This window comes from Bradyrhizobium sp. CSA112 (assembly GCF_029051645.1).
Classification (GTDB): domain Bacteria; phylum Pseudomonadota; class Alphaproteobacteria; order Rhizobiales; family Xanthobacteraceae; genus Bradyrhizobium.
Window position 1 is genome coordinate 46,020 of sequence record NZ_JAACFS010000015.1, and the last position, 18,353, is coordinate 64,372.

The window sequence follows — 18,353 nt, forward strand, 5'->3', positions numbered from 1 at the left end:
CGCGCCGAAACTCATCCGAACGACAGCAGAATGGGAACACGACATGCAAGGTCCGAGCGACTTCGAACTATCGCGCCGGAAAATGTTGCTGGGAACCGCCGCCTCCGTGGCGTTTGGCGCGGCGCCGTGGTCGGCCGATGCGCAAACACCGGCGATTCCGGTGCAGACCGCCACCGCCCCGGGCATCTCGATGTCCAAGGTCTCTTTCAATGTGAATGGCAGAATGCGCGAACTTGCGCTCGACACGCGGACGACGCTGCTCGATGCGCTGCGCGAGCACCTGCATCTCACCGGCTCCAAAAAGGGATGCGATCACGGCCAGTGCGGCGCCTGCACGGTCATCGTTGGTGGGCGGCGGATCAATTCGTGCCTGACCCTGGCGGTCATGCATGAGGGCGACAGCATCACGACGATCGAGGGGCTGGGCACGCCTGACAACCTGCACCCGATGCAGGCCGCGTTCGTGAAGCATGACGGCTATCAATGCGGCTATTGCACGCCCGGGCAGATCTGCTCGGCGGTTGCCGTGCTCGACGAGGTCAAGGCCGGCATTCCGAGCCACGTCAGCGCCGACCTGAACGCGCCGCCCCAACTGACCAATGCCGAACTCCGCGAGCGCATGAGCGGCAATATCTGCCGTTGCGGCGCCTATTCCAACATCGCCGAGGCGATATCAGAAGTCGCCGGGAGGCCAGCATGAAATCATTCACGTATGAACGCGCCCGCAGCCCCGCCGAGGCAGCGGCGACCGCCGCGCGGACCGAGGGCGCCCGATTCATTGCGGGCGGCACCAACCTGCTCGACCTGATGAAGCTCGAGATCGAGACGCCTGCGCATCTGATCGACGTCAACGGTCTTTCGCTCGACAAGATCGAATCGACGCCCGAGGGGGGACTGCGCATCGGTGCGCTGGTGCGTAACACCGATCTTGCCGCTGATCCGCGCGTGCGGCGCGACTATGGCGTGCTGTCGCGTGCGCTGGTGGCCGGCGCCTCGGGTCAGTTGCGCAACAAGGCGACGACCGCAGGAAATTTGCTGCAGCGGACCCGCTGTCCCTATTTCTACGACACCAACCAGCCCTGCAACAAACGCCGGCCCGGCAGCGGCTGCGCGGCGATCGGCGGATTCAGCCGCCAGCACGCCGTGGTGGGCGCAAGCGAAGCCTGCATTGCCACCCATCCGAGCGACATGGCGGTGGCGATGCGCGTGCTCGACGCAACGGTGGAAACCGTGCGACCCGACGGTCCCGCGCGAACGATCCCGATTGCCGATTTTCACCATCTGCCGGGCAACACGCCCGATGTCGAGACGGCACTTTCGCCAGGCGAATTGATCACGGCGGTGACGCTGCCAAAACCCGTCGGAGGCGCGCACATCTATCGCAAGGTGCGTGACCGTGCCTCTTATGCCTTCGCGCTGGTCTCGGTCGCCGCCATCGTGCAGCGCGACGGCACCGGCCGCGTGGCACTCGGCGGTGTCGCCCATAAGCCATGGCGTATCGAATCGGCCGAGACGCAGTTGCCGCGCGGCGCCAGGGCGGTCACTGCGCAACTGCTGTCCGGCGCCAAGCCGACGCGTGAGAACGCATTCAAGCTGCCGCTGGTCGAGCGCACGCTCGGCGCAGTGCTGGCCGAAGCGAAGGGCTGACATCATGAAGTTCGAAACCGCCGCTACGACCAATCCGATCGACCAGCTCAAGGTGATCGGTAAGCCATTGAGCCGCATCGATGGCCCACTCAAGACAACGGGCATGGCTCCCTATGCCTATGAACGCCACGACGTTGTTTCGAACCCGGCCTATGGCTACGTGGTCGGTTCGGCAATCGCCAAGGGACGGATCGCCAGCATCGACCTCGGCAAGGCCAAGGCTGCGCCCGGCGTGCTCGCCATTATCACGGCCGAAAACGCCGGCAAGCTCGGCAAAGGCGATCGCAACACGGCCAAACTGCTCGGCGGCCCCGAGATCGAACACTATCATCAGGCGATCGCGCTTGTGGTTGCCGATAGCTTTGAGCAAGCACGCGCCGGTGCGGAACTCGTCCACGTCGATTATGTCAAGGCGGAGGGCGCGTTTGATCTTGAAGCGGTCAAGGACACGGGTAAGCCCCGGGCTCCGTTCGGCGGTCCTGCCGATACTGCGGTTGGTGATTTTGACCGCGCATTCGCGGCAGCGCCGGTGCGACTCGATGCCACCTATACCACGCCCGATCAGGCGCATGCGATGATGGAGCCGCATGCCTCGATTGCAGCATGGAACGGTGACAAGCTCACGCTTTGGACCTCGAACCAGATGATCGCTTGGGGAGTAGGCGACGTAGCGAAGACACTCGATATTCCCAAGGAGAATGTTCGCCTGGTCTCGTCCTTTGTCGGTGGCGGCTTCGGCGGCAAACTATTCCTGCGTTCAGATGCGCTGCTCGCGGCGCTTGGCGCGCGCGTCGTCGGGCGGCCGGTGAAGGTGGCGCTGCAGCGCCCGCTGATGTTCAACAATACAACGCATCGTCCGGCGACCATCCAGCGCATTCGCATCGGCGCTAGCAGGGACGGCAAGATCACGGCGATCGGCCATGAGGAGTGGTCCGGCAATTTGCCCGACGGCAGGGCCGAAGGCGCGGTCAGCCAGACGCGGCTGCTTTATGCTGGCGCCAACCGCATGACCGCAACCCGCCTCGCGGCGCTCGACCTCGCCGAAGGCAACGCGATGCGCGCGCCGGGCGAGGCTTCGGGCATGATGGCGCTGGAGATCGCCATCGACGAAATGGCCGAGAAGCTCGGGCTCGATCCGATCGAGTTCCGTATCCTCAACGATACCCAGATCGATCCGGAAAGGCCGACGCGGCCATTCTCGCAGCGTCAACTTACGGAATGCTTCCGCACAGGCGCCGAGCGGTTCGGCTGGAGCAAGCGTGATCCGCGGCCGGGCAGGGTCCGTGACGGACGCTGGATGATCGGCATCGGTACGGCCGCCGCATTCCGCAACAATTTGGTGGTGAAGTCGGCCGCGCGCGTGCGGCTCGACCGCAGCGGTATCGTAACGGTCGAGACCGACATGACCGACATCGGCACCGGCAGCTACACTATCATCGCGCAGACCGCGGCCGAAATGATGGGCGTCCCGCTGGAGAAGGTGGTCGTACGTCTCGGCGATTCGACCTTCCCTGTGTCGTCAGGCTCCGGCGGGCAGTTTGGCGGCAACAGTTCCACGGCAGGCGTCTATGCGGCATGCGTCAAGCTGCGCGAGGCGGTGGCCCAGAAACTCGGCTTCAATTCAGCGGAGGCCGAGTTCGCCGATGGCGAGGTGCGCGCGGGCAATCGCCGCGTGCCGCTGGCGGAAGCCGCGGCCGATGCTGGGCTCACGGCCGAAGACGGAGTTGAATTCGGCGATCTCGACAAGAAGTACCAGCAATCGACCTTCGGCGCGCACTTCGTCGAAGTCGGCGTCGATGCCGCGACCGCTGAAATCCGCGTGCGCCGCATGCTCGCGGTATGTGCCGCCGGCCGCATCCTCAATCCGAAGACGGCGCGCAGCCAGGTGATCGGCGCGATGACCATGGGCGTCGGCGCGGCGCTGATGGAGGAACTCGTGGTCGACAAGCGGAAAGGCTTTTTCGTCAACCACGATCTCGCTGCTTACGAAGTGCCTGTTCATGCCGACATCCCGCGCCAGGAAATGTTCTTCCTCGACGAGACCGATCCGATGTCGTCGCCAATGAAGGCCAAGGGCGTCGCCGAGCTCGGCATCTGCGGCGTGGCGTCAGCGGTTGCTAACGCGGTCTACAACGCGACTGGCGTGCGCGTCCGCGATTATCCGATCACGCTCGACAAGCTGCTGGAGCAGATGCCGGACGTGGGGTGAGCGCGGGATCGCGGCGCTGCCGCGAATCTTCCAGGCCCGACGCAAGCGTCTCCAGGGGAAGCACCATGATCACGCGAAGATGCCTGCTCGCCACCACCGGTCTTGCGGTGTTGGCGGCAGGAACAACGCCGGCTGTCCCGGCCAAGCCAAGGAACGGAACGATGGAAATCAGGCGAAGCGGTTCACAGCCCTCCGGCAAAGGGCCTCTCGAATATTTCACCGGCAGCGTGCGCGTCGATCCGCTCTTCCAGGCGGCCGACCCCGCGCGCGTCGCCGGCGCGAGCGTCACGTTCGAGCCCGGCGCGCGGACCGCATGGCACACCCATCCCTTAGGCCAGACCTTGATCGTCACATCCGGTCGCGGCTGGGTCCAGGTCTGGGGCGGCCGTGTCGAGGAAATTCACCCGGGCGACGTCGTCTGGTTTCCGCCGGGCGAAAAGCACTGGCATGGCGCGATGCCGACCACGGCGATGACGCACATCGCCATCCAGGAACGGCTCGACGGCAAGACCGTCGACTGGATGGAAAAGGTCAGCGACGAGCAATACCGGGCTTGATGGCCCGCCGTCGTTCTTCGCAGGCGAAGTTATGCAGACGTGCAAACTCGGGACCCGTAAGTCTCAAGAACCGGTGGAATATGGCGGTGGATGATCCTCCTTCCTTAGAGTGAGCATTCGAATCCTGCCAAAAACGCGCTATGGTTGGGGCCATGGAAAATCCCCCGCGCCCGCTGCCTTTTTCATCATTCGAATGGCTGGTGTCCGGGCGCTACTTGCGGGCGCGCCGCAGGGAAGGGTTCATTTCGGTCATTGCCGGTTTCTCGTTCCTCGGCATCATGCTCGGCGTTGCGACGCTGATTATCGTGATGGCCGTCATGAACGGCTTTCGCAAGGAATTGATCGACAAGATCGTCGGCATGAACGGCCATCTTCTGGTGCAGCCACTCGAACAGCCGCTGACGGACTGGAAGGACGTCACTGAGCGCATCAGTCAGGTTCCCGGCATACGGCTTGCCGCTCCCGTGGTGGATGGTCCGGCGCTGGCATCATCGGCGCACAATGCCTCAGGGGTACTCGTTCGCGGCATTCGCCCCGATGATCTCAACAAACTCGCCTCGATCGTCAGCAACATCCAGCAGGGTTCGCTGGATGCATTTGAGCAGGGACAAGGGGTCGCCATCGGACGCAGGCTTGCCGATCAATTGTCGCTGCGTGCCGGCGACAACATCACGCTGGTCGCGCCCAGCGGAGCGGTGACGTCGAAGAGTGCGGCGCCTCGTATCAAGCCTTACAAGGTCGCGGCGGTGTTCAGCCTCGACATGTCGGAATATGATTCCGTGATGGTTTTTCTGCCGCTTGCCGAGGCGCAGGCCTATTTCAATCGCGCCGATGACGTGAGCGCAATCGAGATTTTCATCGAAGCCAGCCCTGACAGGGTCGACGAATTCCGAAGGCCGGTAACAGACGCCGCCGGGCGGCCGGTGTTTCTTGTCGACTGGCGCCGGCGCACCTCGGCCTTTTTCGCCGCGCTTCAGGTCGAGCGCAATGTCATGTTTCTGATTCTGACCTTGATCGTGCTGGTCGCCGCGCTGAATATCGTTTCAGGCCTGATCATGCTCGTGAAGGACAAGGGCAGCGATATCGCCATTCTGCGCACCGTGGGCGCCTCGCGAGGAGCGATCATGCGGGTGTTCCTGATCGCAGGTGCTGCGATCGGCGTGGTCGGCACGCTGACCGGGCTTCTCGTCGGCATGCTGGTTTGCCTGAACATCGAAGCTATCAGGCAATTCCTGTCCTGGCTCACCAACACCGAATTGTTTCCGCCAAAGCTCTACTTTCTGTCGAAGCTGCCGGCGGAGATCGATGTTGGCGAGACCGCCGCCGTTGTGATCATGGCGTTGACGCTGTCATTCCTCGCGACGCTCTATCCATCGTGGCGCGCTGCGCGGCTCGATCCGGTCGAGGCTCTTCGATATGGGTAGCGGGCCGCGTGCGGGCTCCGCATTGCTCTGGACTGACGGTCCATCGTCGTCCCTGCGTTCGCTTCGCAGGGACGACAGCAGTTGCTTGGCGAGACCTAGCCCTACCCCAATCTTTTTTCACCTCGAGCCATTTCCCCTTCGCCCAAAAACGCTTTATGGTGCCGCTCGCTTCGCGCTTGGCGAAATCTAATACACGATTGATATCAAAGGCTTGGCATAGGGCTGGCGCCTTTGGAGGGTAGTTTGACGCGCTATATTTCGACGCGGGGGGAAGCCCCCGTCCTGGGTTTCTGCGATGTGATGCTGACCGGGCTCGCCCGCGACGGCGGCCTCTACGTGCCGGAGGTCTGGCCGGAGCTCTCGCAGGCGACCATCGCCTCTTTCTTCGGCCGGCCCTATTGGGAAGTCGCGGTCGACGTGATCAAGCCGTTTGCGGCGGGTGAGATTTCCGATGCCGACCTCGGCCGCATGGCGAATGAGGCCTACGCGACGTTCCGCCATCCCGCCGTCGTGCCGCTCGACCAGATCGGGCCCAATCAATTCCTGCTGGAGCTGTTCCACGGCCCGACGCTGGCGTTCAAGGACGTCGCGATGCAGTTGATCTCGCGGCTGATGGATCACGTGCTGGCCAAGCGCAATCAGCGCACCACCATCGTGGTCGCCACGTCAGGCGATACCGGCGGCGCCGCGGTCGATGCCTTCGCCGGCCTCGACAATGTCGATCTGATCGTGCTGTTCCCGAACGGCCGCATCTCCGACGTGCAGCGGCGGATGATGACGACGACCGGCGCGTCCAACGTACATGCGCTGGCGATCGAAGGCACCTTCGACGATTGCCAGGCGATCCTGAAGGCGATGTTCAACCACCATGGCTTTCGCGACGCGGTCTCGCTGTCCGGCGTCAACTCGATCAACTGGGCGCGGATCGTGGCGCAGGTGGTGTATTATTTCACCTCCGCCACAGCGCTCGGCGCGCCCGCGCGCACGGTGGATTTTACCGTGCCGACGGGCAATTTCGGCGACATCTTCGCAGGCTATGTCGCCAAGAAAATGGGCCTGCCGATCCGCCGGATGCGCATCGCCTCCAACGTCAACGACATCCTGCCGCGCACGCTCAAGACCGGCATCTACGAGGTGCGCGAGGTTCACGCCTCGGCTTCGCCCTCGATGGATATCCAGATCTCCTCGAATTTCGAGCGGCTGCTGTTCGAGGCGAGCCGCCGCGACGCCGAAAGCGTTCGCCGGCTGATGGCCTCGCTCAAACAGTCCGGACGTTTCGTGCTGCCGGACGCCATGCTGGCCGCGATCCGCGAGGAGTTCGATGCCGGCCGCGCCGACGAGACCGAGACGTCGGCCGCGATCCGCGCCGCGTGGCGCGAGGCCGGCGACCTCGTCGATCCCCACACCGCGGTGGCGCTGGCAGTGGCGGATCGCGATACATCGGATTCGAAGATTCCCAACATCGTGCTGTCGACCGCGCATCCGGCCAAGTTCCCCGATGCGGTGGAAGCCGCCTGCGGCGTGCGTCCGCAACTGCCGGCCTGGCTCGACGGCCTGATGACCAAATCCGAACACATCACGGTGATGAAAAACGATTCAGCCGAAGTGGAGCGATTCGTGCGCTCGGTGAGCCGTGCCGCGAAGCAGGGAGTTGCCGGATGAGCGTTGAAGTGACCAAGCTGCCGTCCGGCCTGACCGTCGTCACCGACATCATGCCACATCTGGAAACCGCAGCGCTCGGCGTCTGGGCCGGGGTCGGCGGCCGTGACGAAAAGCCGAACGAGCACGGCATCTCGCATCTTCTGGAACACATGGCCTTCAAGGGCACGACCAGGCGCTCCTCGCGCGAGATCGTCGAAGAGATCGAGGCCGTCGGTGGTGACCTCAATGCCGGGACCTCCACCGAGACGACGGCCTATTATGCGCGGGTGATGAAGGCCGACGTGCCGCTCGCGCTCGACGTGCTCTCCGACATCCTCGCCAATCCGTCATTCGTGCCGGATGAACTTGAGCGCGAGAAGAGCGTCATCGTGCAGGAAATCGGCGCGGCGCAGGATACGCCTGACGACGTCGTGTTCGAGCACCTCAACGAACTCTGCTTTCCGGACCAGCCGATGGGCCGTTCGCTGCTGGGCACCGCGAAGACGCTGAAGAATTTCGATCGCGACATGCTGCGCGGCTATCTCTCGACGCATTACCGCGGGCCCGACATGGTGGTGGCCGCTGCCGGCGCCATCGATCACAGGCGCGTGGTGGAGGATGTGGCGCAAAAATTCGCCAACTTCGACGCGGCGCCCGCGCCGAAGCCGCAACCGGCGATGTTCGGCAAGGGCGGCTCGCGCGTGGTGCACCGCGACCTCGAACAGGCGCATCTGACGCTGGCGCTCGAAGGCGTGCCGCAGACCGACTTGTCGCTGTTCTCGCTGCAGGTATTCACCAACACGCTCGGCGGCGGAATGTCGTCGCGGCTGTTCCAGGAAGTGCGCGAAAAGCGCGGCCTGTGCTACTCGATCTACACCTTCCACGCGCCCTATACCGACACCGGCTTTTTCGGGCTCTATACCGGCACCGACCCCGGCGACGCGCCAGAGATGATGGAAGTCATCGTCGACGTCATCAACGACGCCGTGGAGACCCTCACCGAGGCCGAGATCGCCCGCGCCAAGGCGCAGATGAAGGCGGGGCTTTTGATGGCGCTGGAAAGCTGCTCGTCACGGGCCGAACAACTGGCGCGGCACGTGCTGGCTTATGGACGGCCGCTGACGGTGGAAGAGCTGGTTACCAGGATCGATGCGGTCAGCATCGAATCGACCCGCAACGCCGCGCACGCGCTTTTGTCCCGCAGCCGGCCGGCGGTTGTCGCACTTGGCAGCGGCAGAGGTCTGGACACAGCGGTGTCTTTTGCGGAAGGATTGACCAGGTCGAAGGCGAAGACGCTGCTACATTAGCGTTTCACCTCTCCCCGCGTGCGGGGAGAGCATAGGCCGCCTTCGGCGGCCGTACCAAGCAAACGCCGAGGCGACAGCCTCGGCTACGGCGAAGTGCCGGGTGAGGGGACTCTCCGCGAAATCGAATGCGCGGAAGCAGCCCCTCACCCCGACCCACTCCCCGCAAGAGCGGGGCGAGGGAGAGGTGGTTAGGGCGGGGAGTAAAGGGCATGGCCCTGTTTCGTTTGCCAACCAGCGGACAAGCCGCGCTCGTACCGCGCGGCCACGGCCTGTTGCTGCGCGCTCCCCAGATGTCGGACTTCGTGCAATGGGCGCAGTTGCGCGAACAAAGCCGCGCCTACCTCACGCCATGGGAGCCGATCTGGCCATCTGACGATCTGACCCGCGCCGGCTTCCGCCGAAGGCTGCGCCGCTACGCCGAGGATATCGCCGCCGACCGCTCCTATCCGTTCATCATTTTCCGGGAATCCGACGGCGCCATGATCGGCGGCATCACGCTGGCCAATGTCCGCCGCGGCATCGTGCAGGCCGGCACCATCGGCTATTGGGTCGGCGAGCCCTACGCCCATCGCGGCTACATGACATCAGCGTTGCGGGTGCTGCTGCCGACGCTGTTCGGCGAGCTCAATCTGCACCGTATCGAGGCCGCCTGCATTCCCTCCAATTCACCGTCGATCCGGGTGCTGGAGAAATGCGGCTTCACCCGCGAGGGGCTGGCGCGGCGCTATCTCTGCATCAACGGCGTCTGGCAGGACCATTTGCTGTTCGGCCTGCTGCATGAGGATTTCCGCGGCTGAACCATTGATTTCTAAGCCTTTTGGGTGCCTTGGGTTCGCCGCCATTGGGCTGCTATAACGCCGCCGGGAACAATGACGTGAGACGAGGGGATTTTGGGACGTCGCATGGGTGACAATCGTTTGGCCAAGGTGATGGTTGCGGCGGCGGTCGCAGGCGGGCTGGCCTGCCTGACGGCGGCACCGGCATCGGCGCAATCACTGACCGATCGTTTCAAGAGCCTGTTCGGCGGCAAGTCGGAGGAGCCGGCCGCGGCCGCGCCCGGGGCGCCGGAAGCCCAGGACACCGGCGACCTGACCTGCCCGCCGGTCACGGTCCGGGCCGGCGCGGCGACCTATGCGGTGGCCCCGCCCGGCAAGCAGCCGGTCGGCAACGACCTGCGCTTTCAGGCGACGATCACCAAGATGGCCCGCGAATGCAGCGTCAATGGCGGGGTGATCACCGCGCGGATCGGCATTCAGGGCCGCGTCATTGCGGGTCCCGCCGGCGCGCCGCCCTCGGTGCAGGTCCCGATTCGGGTCGCGGTGGTGCAGGGCGGCGTTTCCGAAAAGACCATCGCCACCAAGGCCTACCAGACCACCGTCAACATGACCGAAACCGGCAGCGAGCCGTTCACGCTGGTGGCCGAAGATCTCACCTACCCGGCGCCCCCCGGCGCCGTCGGCGACAGCTACATCTTCTATATCGGTTTCGACCCGCAGGCCCTGAAACCCGAACGCCCGGCGCCGCGCAAGAAAAAGCAATAAAGAAGAAGCAACAAAAAAGCCGGCGCGATCGTCTCGCGCCGGCTTTTTTTGGTTGATTGAAAACGCTCAGTTCAGCTTGGCGCGAACCTCGGCAATGCCCTTGGCGAGCAGGTCGTCGGCGACCGAGCCCTTGACCGACTGCGACAGGATGTTCGAGGCGGCTTCGACCGCGGCGTTGGCGGCGGCGGCGCGGACGTCGGCCAGCGCCTGGGCCTCGGCGAGGGCAATCTTGCTCTCGGCGGTCTTGGTGCGGCGGACGACGAAGTCTTCCATCTTGGCCTTGGCCTCGGTCGCAATGCGCTCGGCTTCCGCCTTGGCGTTGGCGATGATTTCCTCGGCCTCGCGCTCGGCGCTGGCCCGGCGGGTCTGGTACTCGCCGAGCAGCTTGGCGGCCTCCTCCTTGAGACGGCGGGCGTCGTCAAGCTCGGCCTTGATGCGTTCGCTGCGATGGTCGAGCGCCGTCAGCACCGTCTTGTGGATGCCGAGATAGGCAAACAGCACCATCAGGATGACGAAGGCGATTGCGACCCAGGTTTCCGGTTCGGTGAACATCGGTCTATCCCTTCAACGAAGCATCGACGGCCTTGCTCACCGTCTTCTTGTCGGGCAGCTCGCCGGTGAGCCGTTGCACGATCGCGCCGGCTGCGTCCGCTGCGATGCCGCGGACATTGCTCATCGCGGCTTCCCGCGTCGCCGCGATCTGCTTCTCGGCGGCGGCCAGCTTTGTGGCGAGCTGGTCTTCCAGCGTCTTGCGCTCGGCTTCCGCGGCCGCATTCAGCTTCTCGCGGGTCTCGTTGCCGATCGCCTGTGCGCGGGAACGCGCCGAAGCGAGTTCCGTCTCATACGCCTTCAGCGCAGCGTCGGACTCGTCCTTGAGTTTCTGCGCCGCCGCCAGATCGCCCTCGATCGCGTTCTGACGCGCGTCGATCACGCTTTCGACGCGCGGCAGCGCGATACGGGAAACGATCACATAGAGCGCGACGAACGCGATAACGAGCGACACCAGTTGCGAAGCAAACGTGCTCGACTCGAACGGAGGAAATCCTCCGCCGTGTCCGCCATCTGCTCCGGTGTGGGCGCCGGTACCATGACTTTTTTCAGCCACGGGGTTCTCCTGTTGCTGTCAGCGCGCCGCCCGGGCCGGGCGGCGCGGTAGGGTGCAGCTCAGAGCGGAACGAACAGCAGCAGCAGCGCGATCAGCAGCGAGAAGATGCCGAGCGCTTCGGTCACGGCGAAGCCGAAGATCAGGTTGCCGAACTGGCCCTGCGCAGCCGAAGGATTGCGCACCGCTGCGGCGAGGTAATTGCCGAAGATGATGCCCACGCCGACGCCCGCGCCGCCCATGCCGATGCATGCGATGCCCGCGCCGATAAGTTTAGCTGCTGCCGGTTCCATTTCTAGAGCTCCTTGAGGATAAGACAAAGGGTGGGTGGAAATTCCCCGGACCGCTTAGTGTCCCGGATGAATGGCGTCGTTGAGATAGATGCAGGTCAGGATCGCGAACACGTAGGCCTGCAGGAATGCGACCAGCAGTTCGAGCGCGGTCAGCGCGACGGTGAGCGCGAGCGGCAGCACGCCGCCGATCCAGCCGACGGCGCCAAGCGAGACGCCGAGCATGGCGACGAAGCCCGCGAACACCTTCAGCGCGATGTGACCGGCCAGCATGTTGGCGAATAGACGCACGCTGTGCGAGACCGGCCGCAGGAAGAACGACAGGATTTCAATGAACATGACCAGCGGCAGGATGTAGATCGGCACGCCGGAGGGCACGAAAATCTTGAAGAACTTGAAGCCGTTCTTGTAGATCCCGTAGATCAGGACCGTGAAGAAAACCAGGAAGGCAAGCGCCGCGGTGACGATGATATGGCTCGAAACCGTGAACGTGTAGGGGATGATGCCGATCAGGTTCGAGATGCAGATGAACATGAACAGCGAGAAGATCAGCGGGAAGAACTTCATGCCTTCCGCACCGGCGGTGCTGCGGATCGTCGAGGCGACGAACTCGTAAGAGATTTCTGCGATCGACTGCAGCCGCCCGGGAACCAGTTGCCGCTTCGCCATACCGCCGATCATCAATAGCGAGATCACCGCTACTGAGAGGAACATGTAGAGCGACGAGTTGGTGAAGGCGATCGTCTGGTTGCCGATATGGCCGATCGTGAAGAGGGGTTCGATATTGAACTGGTGGATCGGGTCGATTTTCATCCGCGCGGCTCTTTATCCACCGGCCTGGCCGGCAATCGAATTTCAAATGTCGTGACTTCCCGGTCGAAGCTCAGCGCCTGCGGGAAGCTACGCCTGCAGATCTCACCACGTTCACCACGCCGGCGACGAAGCCGAGCAGCAGAAACACGATGAAACCGAACGGCGATGTCGACAACAAACGGTCGAACCCCCAGCCAATCGCCGCTCCGACGACAACGCCCGCGACCAATTCCGAGGAAAGCCGGAAACCCAGCGCCATCGCAGATGCTCTGGCAGCCCTGTCTCCGCTTTCAGTTCCGGGTTGATCAGTCCTGAGTTTCCGGCTGTCGCGAATTTCGGACAACCGTTGATCCAGACTTCCGAGCCTTGCGGAAAGCGCAGCTTCGTCGGAAGACGGCTGATCGCGATTCCCACCTGCGTTGTCGTTCTTGTCTTCGGCCATGCCCAAGACATTAAACGATGCCAACGGTTGATGGAAATTACGCCCGTCACCCTTGAAAGCCGCGCGGACCATACTTACCGCGTCTATTCAAGTCAAGATTAGGCCGTAACCAGTTATTGCATTGATTTGATTGGAGTTATTCCGTCGGCGTCCGCGACCCTGTGGACCGACATCGCAGTGCAGCAGCCATTCTTGCAAGGATCGATCTTGCGCCCCTTTGGGCGGTCTGTTGGGATACTCCGAATGAAGCGAAAATCCTCGTCCCCCGGAGCCCGCATGCCGCGTCAGGTCGATTATTATTTCTCGCTCCAATCGCCTTGGGCCTATATCGGGCATCAGTCGTTTCGGGATATCGTAAGTACTTACGATCTCAAGGTTAATCACAGGCCGGTGGTGCTGGTCGACCTGTTCTCGGAGACCGGCGGCTTGCCGTTGATGAGGCGTCACCCGGTCCGGCAGCGCTACCGGATGGTCGAACTGCAGCGCTGGCGCGACAAGCGCGGACTGAAATTTCACCTGCAGCCGGCCAACTGGCCGTTCAACGCCCGGCTCGCGGACGGCGTGGTGATCGCGGCGCTCGAGGCCGGCTTCGACCCCGACCGATATCTGCGACGGGCCTTTGCCGGCGTCTGGGAGGATCAGCTCAATCTCGCCGATCCCGCAACGATTGCGAAACTCGCCGACGAATCGGGGCTGCCCGGCAGGCAGTTGGTGGAGCGCTCCGGCTCGGAGGAAATCAGCGCAGCGTATGAGCAGAACCGGCAGGACGCGCTGGCGGCCGACGTGTTCGGCTCGCCGGTCTATGTGCTGGAGGGCGAAGTGTTCTGGGGACAGGATCGCCTCGAATTGCTGGAAGATGCGTTGAAGTCCGCCCGCGCGCCCTATAGCTCTAGAATCTAGTTATTTGTTTCGACGCGTTTTCTTTACGCGAACCGGTATCCACCCCGGATCAGGTCCGGGGCAGGCTTTGGCTCGAAAACGCTATTGGCGCGCCTTGAAAGCGCCCCGGCGGTCGAGGAAACGGTACCGTCCTGAGGCGGGAGCAAGCCCATGAGCACAGCGAAATCGTCCTCGAAATTCTTAAGGCTCGTCGTGCTGGCCGCGTGTCTCGCCGGCACGGGATACGCCGTTGCGGGAATGCCGGAGAGCGAAAACGGCCGTTACGCGCTGTCGCCGGCCGGCGATGGTGTGCTCCGCCTCGACACCCGCACCGGCGCGGTCTCGACCTGCAACAATTCGGGTGCGGGCTGGGCCTGCTATGCCGTGCCCGACGAGCGCGCGGCGATGGACGCGGAAATCGGCCGGCTGCAAGCTGATATTGGCCGGCTGCAGGCCGAGAATGAAAAGCTCAAGGCAGATCTCGCCGCGCGCGAGCCCACCGTGAGCGGCAAGATCGAAGAGCCGCTGCCGAAATCGGATTCGCTGAAGAAGGGCGAGCCGAAGGTGGCGGAGGGCGAGCGCAAGATCGAAATCCCGCTGCCGAGCGACCGCGACATGGATCGCATGATGTCATTCCTGGAGCGGGCCTGGCGTCGCCTGATCGAGATGGCCAACCGGGTGCAGCGGGACCTCAACGGCAAGATTTGACGGATAGTTTCGGCTGTCGTCCCTGCGAACGCAGGGACCCATACGCCGCGGCCGTTCTATCTAGCACGATCGAAGGCGATACCGTGCGCGACAATGAATGCCTGTGGTTATGGGTCCCTGCGTTCCCAGGGACGACGGGTGGAGAGAGAATCGTGACATCGCCAAAATCCGTTTCCCGAACAGCTCCCTCTGCCGTCAGCGCCAACACCATCGTGTCCTCGCTGCTGACCGTGCAGACCTCGGGTGCGGGCTTTACCGACCTGACCGCTGAAGTCGCGAAATTCGTGCGCGACGCTCGGGCGCGCGAAGGCGCGCTGACGCTGTTCATCCGTCACACCTCGGCGTCGCTGACGATCCAGGAAAATGCCGACCCGGCCGTGCTCGCCGATCTGACGACGGCGCTGGACCGGCTCGCGCCCGAAGACGCCGGCTGGCGCCATGACACCGAGGGGCCGGACGACATGCCGGCGCACATCAAGACCATGCTGACCGCGACCTCGCTGCACGTCCCGGTGCTGCAGGGCGCGCTCGCGCTGGGCACGTGGCAGGCGATCTATCTGGTCGAGCACCGCGCGCGGCCGCACCGGCGCGAGATTGTGCTGCAGTTCATCGGCGCGACGGATTGAGAGCCCACAAATGAAAACCGGCCGCGGATCGCTCCGCGGCCGGCTTGTCGTGAGGCTCCTAGGGCGGGCGCTTTGGCGCCCGGCCGGAGCTCACTTCGTAATGTCGACGTCCTTGGTTTCCGGCAGGAAGAAGAAGCCGACGACCGCCGTGATCGCAGCGAAGATGATCGGATACCAGAGGCCCGCGTAGATATCGCCGGTCGAGGCCACGATCGCGAACGAGGTCGCCGGCAGCAATCCGCCGAACCAGCCGTTGCCGATGTGATAGGGCAGCGACATCGAGGTGTAGCGGATCTTGGTCGGGAACAGTTCGACCAGCATCGCCGCGATCGGCCCGTAGACCATCGTGACGTAGATCACCAGGACGAACAGCAGTCCAATGATGGCCGCGATCTGCGGTTTGAAGATGTCGAGCGGATGCGACATCTTCACGATGCCGGCGTCACCGGCCTTCGGATAGCCGGCCGCCTGAACCGCCGCCAGCACCGCCGGGTTGGAGGCCTTGGCGTCGGCGTAAGCAATGTCCTTGCCGTTGACGACGACCTTCACGCCGGAGCCCGCTGCGCCGTAGGAGGTCGAGTACTTGACCGACTGCTGGGACAGGTAGGCGCGGGCGGTGTCGCACGGCGCCGAGAAGACGCGGGTGCCGACCGGGTTGAACAGATCGCCGCAGCCCTTTGGATCGGCGACCACCTCGACCTTGACCGACTCGATGGCCTTTTCCAGCGCCGGGTTGGCGTTGCTGGTGATCATCTTGAAGATCGGGAAGAAAGTCAGCGCCGCGATCAGGCAGCCCGCCAGGATGATCGGCTTGCGGCCGATCTTGTCGGACAGCGCGCCGAACACGATGAAGAAGCCGGTGCCGAACAATAGCGACCAGGCGATCAGCAGGTTGGCGGTGTAGCCGTCGACCTTCAGGATCGATTGCAGGAAGAACAACGCGTAGAACTGGCCGGTGTACCAGACCACGCCCTGACCCATCACGCCGCCGATCAGCGCCAGGATTACGATCTTGGCATTGCTCCAGTTGGCAAAGGCTTCGGTCAGTGGCGCTTTCGAGCCCTTGCCCTCGTCCTTCATCTTCTGGAACACCGGCGATTCGTTCAACTTCAAGCGGATCACGACCGAGACGCCGAGAAGAACCACGGACAGCAGGAACGGGATGCGCCAGCCCCAGGCCGCGAATTCAGGCTCGCCCAGGATCGTGCGGGTGAAAAGGATCACCAGCAGGGACAGGAAGAGTCCAAGCGTCGCCGTGGTCTGAATGAACGAGGTGTAGTATCCCCGTTTGCCGTGCGGCGAATGTTCGGCCACGTAAGTCGCGGCGCCACCGTACTCACCGCCCAGCGCGAGACCCTGCAGCAGGCGCAGCCCGATCAGGATGATCGGCGCGGCGATGCCGATGGTGGCGGCGTTGGGCAACAGGCCGACGATAAAGGTCGACAGGCCCATGATCAGGATGGTGACGAGGAAGGTGTATTTGCGTCCGACGATGTCGCCGACACGTCCGAACACGATAGCGCCGAACGGGCGCACCAGGAAGCCGGCGGCGAAGGCCAGCAGCGCGAAGATGTCGCGGGTTGCCGGCGGATATTCCGAGAAGAACTGTGCGCCGATAATGCCGGCGAGCGATCCGTAGAGGTAGAAGTCATACCATTCGAAGACGGTACCAAGCGAAGATGCAAAGATGACGAAGCGTTCGTCCTTCGTCATTCCTCCGGCCTTGCCGGAAGACGTGGCAGTCATAGTGGACATTTCAGAATCGCTCCCCTTTTTTATAATCGCGCAGATGTGCGTTGCGTCAGATCGACGCGCAATTGCGGGCCTCACTACATGTTCGGGAGCAATGGCCCAATAGTACTTTCGGCGGGCACGGCACCGCTTGGCGTCGATCACGCTACGGAAACTGTTGAATGAATGTGCCGGTGTCGGCGCGGCCCCTGACTAAAGTCCAATGGCCGAGAAAATAAGTGCGATGGTCCACATCACAATCGAGATGACGGCAGTCCAGCGCGCGAACGACAAATAGGTCTCCCGCATGAGGCTCGAAATCATCTTCTGCGCGAGAGCCTGGGGCGGGCGGCTCTCCTTGGGTAGATAGAGCCACATCTCGGTCCGGCGATGATCCTTTGTTCGTGCTTCCCGTGCCTTTAAAATGAGCACGAGTGTCATTGCCATGCTGAGAAAGCCGCCCGCCTGAAAGGCGGAACGCGGAAGGAAGGAGAGGCCGATCATGACGCAGAAAATGGCGAGCGATGCGAATCCGCAGGCGCGGAGCACCGTTTCATAGGCGATACGGCGCATCTCTTCCATGATCCGCCGCTCCGTCGAAAAAGGGAAACATGCCGGATTCAAAGACCCGCCACAGCGTAGCGGCAGCGCGGCCGGTCCTCAATACCGCGTATCGGCCGCTACAGCCCGATCTTGAGAAAGTTACCGGCGGCGGGAAGCGCAAGAAGGGCGGTTCCAGCAAGCCATATCCAGAGCGACACATTGTTTGAATCCGATGCGCCGGTGACTCGCTCGTAGATGGCGGCGGGAATGCCGCCAAGAATGACGGTGGCCGTTGAAACCATTAGCGATGCGAACATCAACGTCAGGGACAGGCTGCCAAACAGCAACGGGCCGGCGAGCAGTTGGACGTACAGCAGCGTGAAAATCAGCGCGAGCTGGTTGAAGATGCCGTTGATCATCCCGAAGAACGCAATGCCGATGAAATAGAAATTGCGGTTCATGATGCCGCCCCGCCAAGCCGGGGAGCGAGATTCAACAGCAACAGCGTGTAGTGAAACACTACGCGCAGCCAGAACATCCAGACGAAGCCGAACAGCCATAGCACGGCGGGAGGAGTGATCTTCGGAGTTACGATCGAGATGGCGCCGATCACGGGATCGGTGATCCGGCAAAAGAACCGCCAGATATAGTTCGGCGAATCCGCATCGACCATCAGGCCGAGCAGGAACCGGCCAAGCATCGTGTACATCAATGCCGCCAGGATGAAGTTTGGCAGATGAAAATACCAATAGCTGGCAAATGAAGTTGCAGTATCCAAAGTCCGATGCTCCCGCAGCGCTTTCGCAATCGACGAGCCGCGATGGATGACGACACCACGCTCGTGCTCCAACAATGGCAAGCCACGACTTTCCCGGCAAGCGATGTCGTGGCTT

At 63.1% G+C, this 18,353-nt stretch carries 21 protein-coding genes; 12 read left to right on the plus strand and 9 right to left on the minus strand.

Features of this window, described 5'->3' with window-relative positions:
* Positions 1 to 43 precede the first annotated feature (43 nt).
* The 9 genes from paoA (at position 44) to GWE18_RS23420 (ending at position 10,326) form a co-directional block, all read left to right on the plus strand.
* Positions 44 to 700 (plus strand): aldehyde dehydrogenase iron-sulfur subunit PaoA, encoded by a 657-nt coding sequence (gene paoA, locus GWE18_RS23380; protein WP_275188153.1) that lies wholly within the window; start codon positions 44 to 46, stop codon positions 698 to 700.
* Positions 697 to 1,647 carry a xanthine dehydrogenase family protein subunit M gene (locus GWE18_RS23385; RefSeq protein WP_275188056.1) on the plus strand — a complete coding sequence of 317 codons (951 nt, stop codon included), beginning with the start codon at positions 697 to 699 and terminating at the stop codon, positions 1,645 to 1,647. Before paoA ends, GWE18_RS23385 begins: the two co-directional genes overlap by 4 nt.
* Positions 1,648 to 1,651: 4 nt before the next feature.
* Positions 1,652 to 3,856 carry an aldehyde oxidoreductase molybdenum-binding subunit PaoC gene (gene paoC, locus GWE18_RS23390; RefSeq protein WP_275188057.1) on the plus strand — a complete coding sequence of 735 codons (2,205 nt, stop codon included), beginning with the start codon at positions 1,652 to 1,654 and terminating at the stop codon, positions 3,854 to 3,856.
* A 161-nt stretch (positions 3,857 to 4,017) separates the two neighbouring features.
* Positions 4,018 to 4,413, plus strand: coding sequence for a cupin domain-containing protein (locus GWE18_RS23395; protein ID WP_275188154.1), 396 nt, complete (start codon positions 4,018 to 4,020; stop codon positions 4,411 to 4,413).
* Positions 4,414 to 4,565: 152 nt separating this feature from the next.
* Complete coding sequence (locus GWE18_RS23400) at positions 4,566 to 5,837, plus strand: lipoprotein-releasing ABC transporter permease subunit (protein WP_275188058.1); 1,272 nt, start codon at positions 4,566 to 4,568, stop codon at positions 5,835 to 5,837.
* Between the two features lie 243 nt (positions 5,838 to 6,080).
* Entirely contained in the window at positions 6,081 to 7,499 is a 1,419-nt protein-coding gene (thrC, locus tag GWE18_RS23405; protein ID WP_275188059.1) for a threonine synthase, read from the plus strand.
* Positions 7,496 to 8,785: a pitrilysin family protein gene (locus GWE18_RS23410; RefSeq protein ID WP_275188060.1), complete on the plus strand. Its 1,290-nt coding sequence runs from the start codon at positions 7,496 to 7,498 to the stop codon at positions 8,783 to 8,785. The genes thrC and GWE18_RS23410 overlap by 4 nt, the downstream gene beginning before the upstream one ends.
* A 209-nt stretch (positions 8,786 to 8,994) precedes the next feature.
* Positions 8,995 to 9,582, plus strand: a complete 588-nt coding sequence (locus tag GWE18_RS23415) for a GNAT family protein (RefSeq protein WP_057850145.1) — start codon at positions 8,995 to 8,997, stop codon at positions 9,580 to 9,582.
* Between the two features lie 132 nt (positions 9,583 to 9,714).
* A complete protein-coding gene (locus GWE18_RS23420; RefSeq protein WP_275188155.1) occupies positions 9,715 to 10,326 on the plus strand; it encodes a hypothetical protein in 612 nt (203 codons plus the stop codon).
* A gap of 66 nt (positions 10,327 to 10,392) precedes the next feature.
* On the opposite strand, the gene GWE18_RS23425 is transcribed toward GWE18_RS23420, so the two are convergent.
* The 5 genes from GWE18_RS23425 to GWE18_RS23445 form a co-directional block, all read right to left on the minus strand.
* Positions 10,393 to 10,878: an ATP F0F1 synthase subunit B gene (locus GWE18_RS23425; protein WP_275188061.1), complete on the minus strand. Its 486-nt coding sequence runs from the start codon at positions 10,876 to 10,878 to the stop codon at positions 10,393 to 10,395.
* Between the two features lie 4 nt (positions 10,879 to 10,882).
* Positions 10,883 to 11,431 (minus strand): F0F1 ATP synthase subunit B', encoded by a 549-nt coding sequence (locus GWE18_RS23430; RefSeq protein WP_275188062.1) that lies wholly within the window; start codon positions 11,429 to 11,431, stop codon positions 10,883 to 10,885.
* Between the two features lie 59 nt (positions 11,432 to 11,490).
* Complete coding sequence (locus tag GWE18_RS23435) at positions 11,491 to 11,721, minus strand: F0F1 ATP synthase subunit C (RefSeq protein WP_016847054.1); 231 nt, start codon at positions 11,719 to 11,721, stop codon at positions 11,491 to 11,493.
* Positions 11,722 to 11,775: 54 nt separating this feature from the next.
* Positions 11,776 to 12,531 (minus strand): F0F1 ATP synthase subunit A, encoded by a 756-nt coding sequence (locus GWE18_RS23440; protein WP_275188063.1) that lies wholly within the window; start codon positions 12,529 to 12,531, stop codon positions 11,776 to 11,778.
* A gap of 70 nt (positions 12,532 to 12,601) precedes the next feature.
* A complete protein-coding gene (locus tag GWE18_RS23445) occupies positions 12,602 to 12,973 on the minus strand; it encodes an AtpZ/AtpI family protein (protein WP_275188156.1) in 372 nt (123 codons plus the stop codon).
* Positions 12,974 to 13,249: 276 nt separating this feature from the next.
* Here GWE18_RS23445 and GWE18_RS23450 point away from each other — a divergent pair, with 276 nt between their 5' ends.
* The 3 genes from GWE18_RS23450 to GWE18_RS23460 all read left to right on the plus strand — a co-directional run bounded on the left by GWE18_RS23450 (position 13,250) and on the right by GWE18_RS23460 (position 15,186).
* Positions 13,250 to 13,873: a 2-hydroxychromene-2-carboxylate isomerase gene (locus GWE18_RS23450; protein WP_275188064.1), complete on the plus strand. Its 624-nt coding sequence runs from the start codon at positions 13,250 to 13,252 to the stop codon at positions 13,871 to 13,873.
* A gap of 150 nt (positions 13,874 to 14,023) precedes the next feature.
* Positions 14,024 to 14,560 carry a hypothetical protein gene (locus tag GWE18_RS23455; protein ID WP_275188065.1) on the plus strand — a complete coding sequence of 179 codons (537 nt, stop codon included), beginning with the start codon at positions 14,024 to 14,026 and terminating at the stop codon, positions 14,558 to 14,560.
* Between the two features lie 152 nt (positions 14,561 to 14,712).
* Positions 14,713 to 15,186, plus strand: coding sequence for a secondary thiamine-phosphate synthase enzyme YjbQ (locus GWE18_RS23460; protein ID WP_275188066.1), 474 nt, complete (start codon positions 14,713 to 14,715; stop codon positions 15,184 to 15,186).
* Positions 15,187 to 15,276: 90 nt separating this feature from the next.
* On the opposite strand, the gene GWE18_RS23465 is transcribed toward GWE18_RS23460, so the two are convergent.
* From GWE18_RS23465 to GWE18_RS23480, 4 genes are all read right to left on the minus strand, one after another.
* Positions 15,277 to 16,941, minus strand: a complete 1,665-nt coding sequence (locus tag GWE18_RS23465) for an MFS transporter (RefSeq protein ID WP_275188067.1) — start codon at positions 16,939 to 16,941, stop codon at positions 15,277 to 15,279.
* A gap of 189 nt (positions 16,942 to 17,130) precedes the next feature.
* The gene (locus tag GWE18_RS23470; RefSeq protein ID WP_275188068.1) at positions 17,131 to 17,499 is read right to left on the minus strand and encodes a hypothetical protein; all 369 of its coding nucleotides are present in this window, start codon (positions 17,497 to 17,499) and stop codon (positions 17,131 to 17,133) included.
* A 98-nt stretch (positions 17,500 to 17,597) separates the two neighbouring features.
* On the minus strand, positions 17,598 to 17,921 hold the full coding sequence (locus tag GWE18_RS23475) for a hypothetical protein (RefSeq protein WP_275188069.1): 324 nt from the start codon (positions 17,919 to 17,921) through the stop codon (positions 17,598 to 17,600).
* Positions 17,918 to 18,319 (minus strand): hypothetical protein, encoded by a 402-nt coding sequence (locus GWE18_RS23480; RefSeq protein ID WP_275188070.1) that lies wholly within the window; start codon positions 18,317 to 18,319, stop codon positions 17,918 to 17,920. The genes GWE18_RS23475 and GWE18_RS23480 overlap by 4 nt, the downstream gene beginning before the upstream one ends.
* Between the last annotated feature and the right edge of the window lie 34 nt (positions 18,320 to 18,353).

Coding starts and splice junctions, on each gene's coding strand:
- paoA (WP_275188153.1), top strand. CDS start 44: ATGCAAGGTCCGAGCGACTTCGAACTATCGCGCCGGAAAATGTTGCTG.
- GWE18_RS23385 (WP_275188056.1), top strand. CDS start 697: ATGAAATCATTCACGTATGAACGCGCCCGCAGCCCCGCCGAGGCAGCG.
- paoC (WP_275188057.1), top strand. CDS start 1,652: ATGAAGTTCGAAACCGCCGCTACGACCAATCCGATCGACCAGCTCAAG.
- GWE18_RS23395 (WP_275188154.1), top strand. CDS start 4,018: ATGGAAATCAGGCGAAGCGGTTCACAGCCCTCCGGCAAAGGGCCTCTC.
- GWE18_RS23400 (WP_275188058.1), top strand. CDS start 4,566: ATGGAAAATCCCCCGCGCCCGCTGCCTTTTTCATCATTCGAATGGCTG.
- GWE18_RS23410 (WP_275188060.1), top strand. CDS start 7,496: ATGAGCGTTGAAGTGACCAAGCTGCCGTCCGGCCTGACCGTCGTCACC.
- GWE18_RS23415 (WP_057850145.1), top strand. CDS start 8,995: ATGGCCCTGTTTCGTTTGCCAACCAGCGGACAAGCCGCGCTCGTACCG.
- GWE18_RS23420 (WP_275188155.1), top strand. CDS start 9,715: ATGGTTGCGGCGGCGGTCGCAGGCGGGCTGGCCTGCCTGACGGCGGCA.
- GWE18_RS23425 (WP_275188061.1), bottom strand. CDS start 10,878: ATGTTCACCGAACCGGAAACCTGGGTCGCAATCGCCTTCGTCATCCTG.
- GWE18_RS23435 (WP_016847054.1), bottom strand. CDS start 11,721: ATGGAACCGGCAGCAGCTAAACTTATCGGCGCGGGCATCGCATGCATC.
- GWE18_RS23440 (WP_275188063.1), bottom strand. CDS start 12,531: ATGAAAATCGACCCGATCCACCAGTTCAATATCGAACCCCTCTTCACG.
- GWE18_RS23445 (WP_275188156.1), bottom strand. CDS start 12,973: ATGGCCGAAGACAAGAACGACAACGCAGGTGGGAATCGCGATCAGCCG.
- GWE18_RS23450 (WP_275188064.1), top strand. CDS start 13,250: ATGCCGCGTCAGGTCGATTATTATTTCTCGCTCCAATCGCCTTGGGCC.
- GWE18_RS23455 (WP_275188065.1), top strand. CDS start 14,024: ATGAGCACAGCGAAATCGTCCTCGAAATTCTTAAGGCTCGTCGTGCTG.
- GWE18_RS23465 (WP_275188067.1), bottom strand. CDS start 16,941: ATGTCCACTATGACTGCCACGTCTTCCGGCAAGGCCGGAGGAATGACG.
- GWE18_RS23470 (WP_275188068.1), bottom strand. CDS start 17,499: ATGGAAGAGATGCGCCGTATCGCCTATGAAACGGTGCTCCGCGCCTGC.
- GWE18_RS23475 (WP_275188069.1), bottom strand. CDS start 17,921: ATGAACCGCAATTTCTATTTCATCGGCATTGCGTTCTTCGGGATGATC.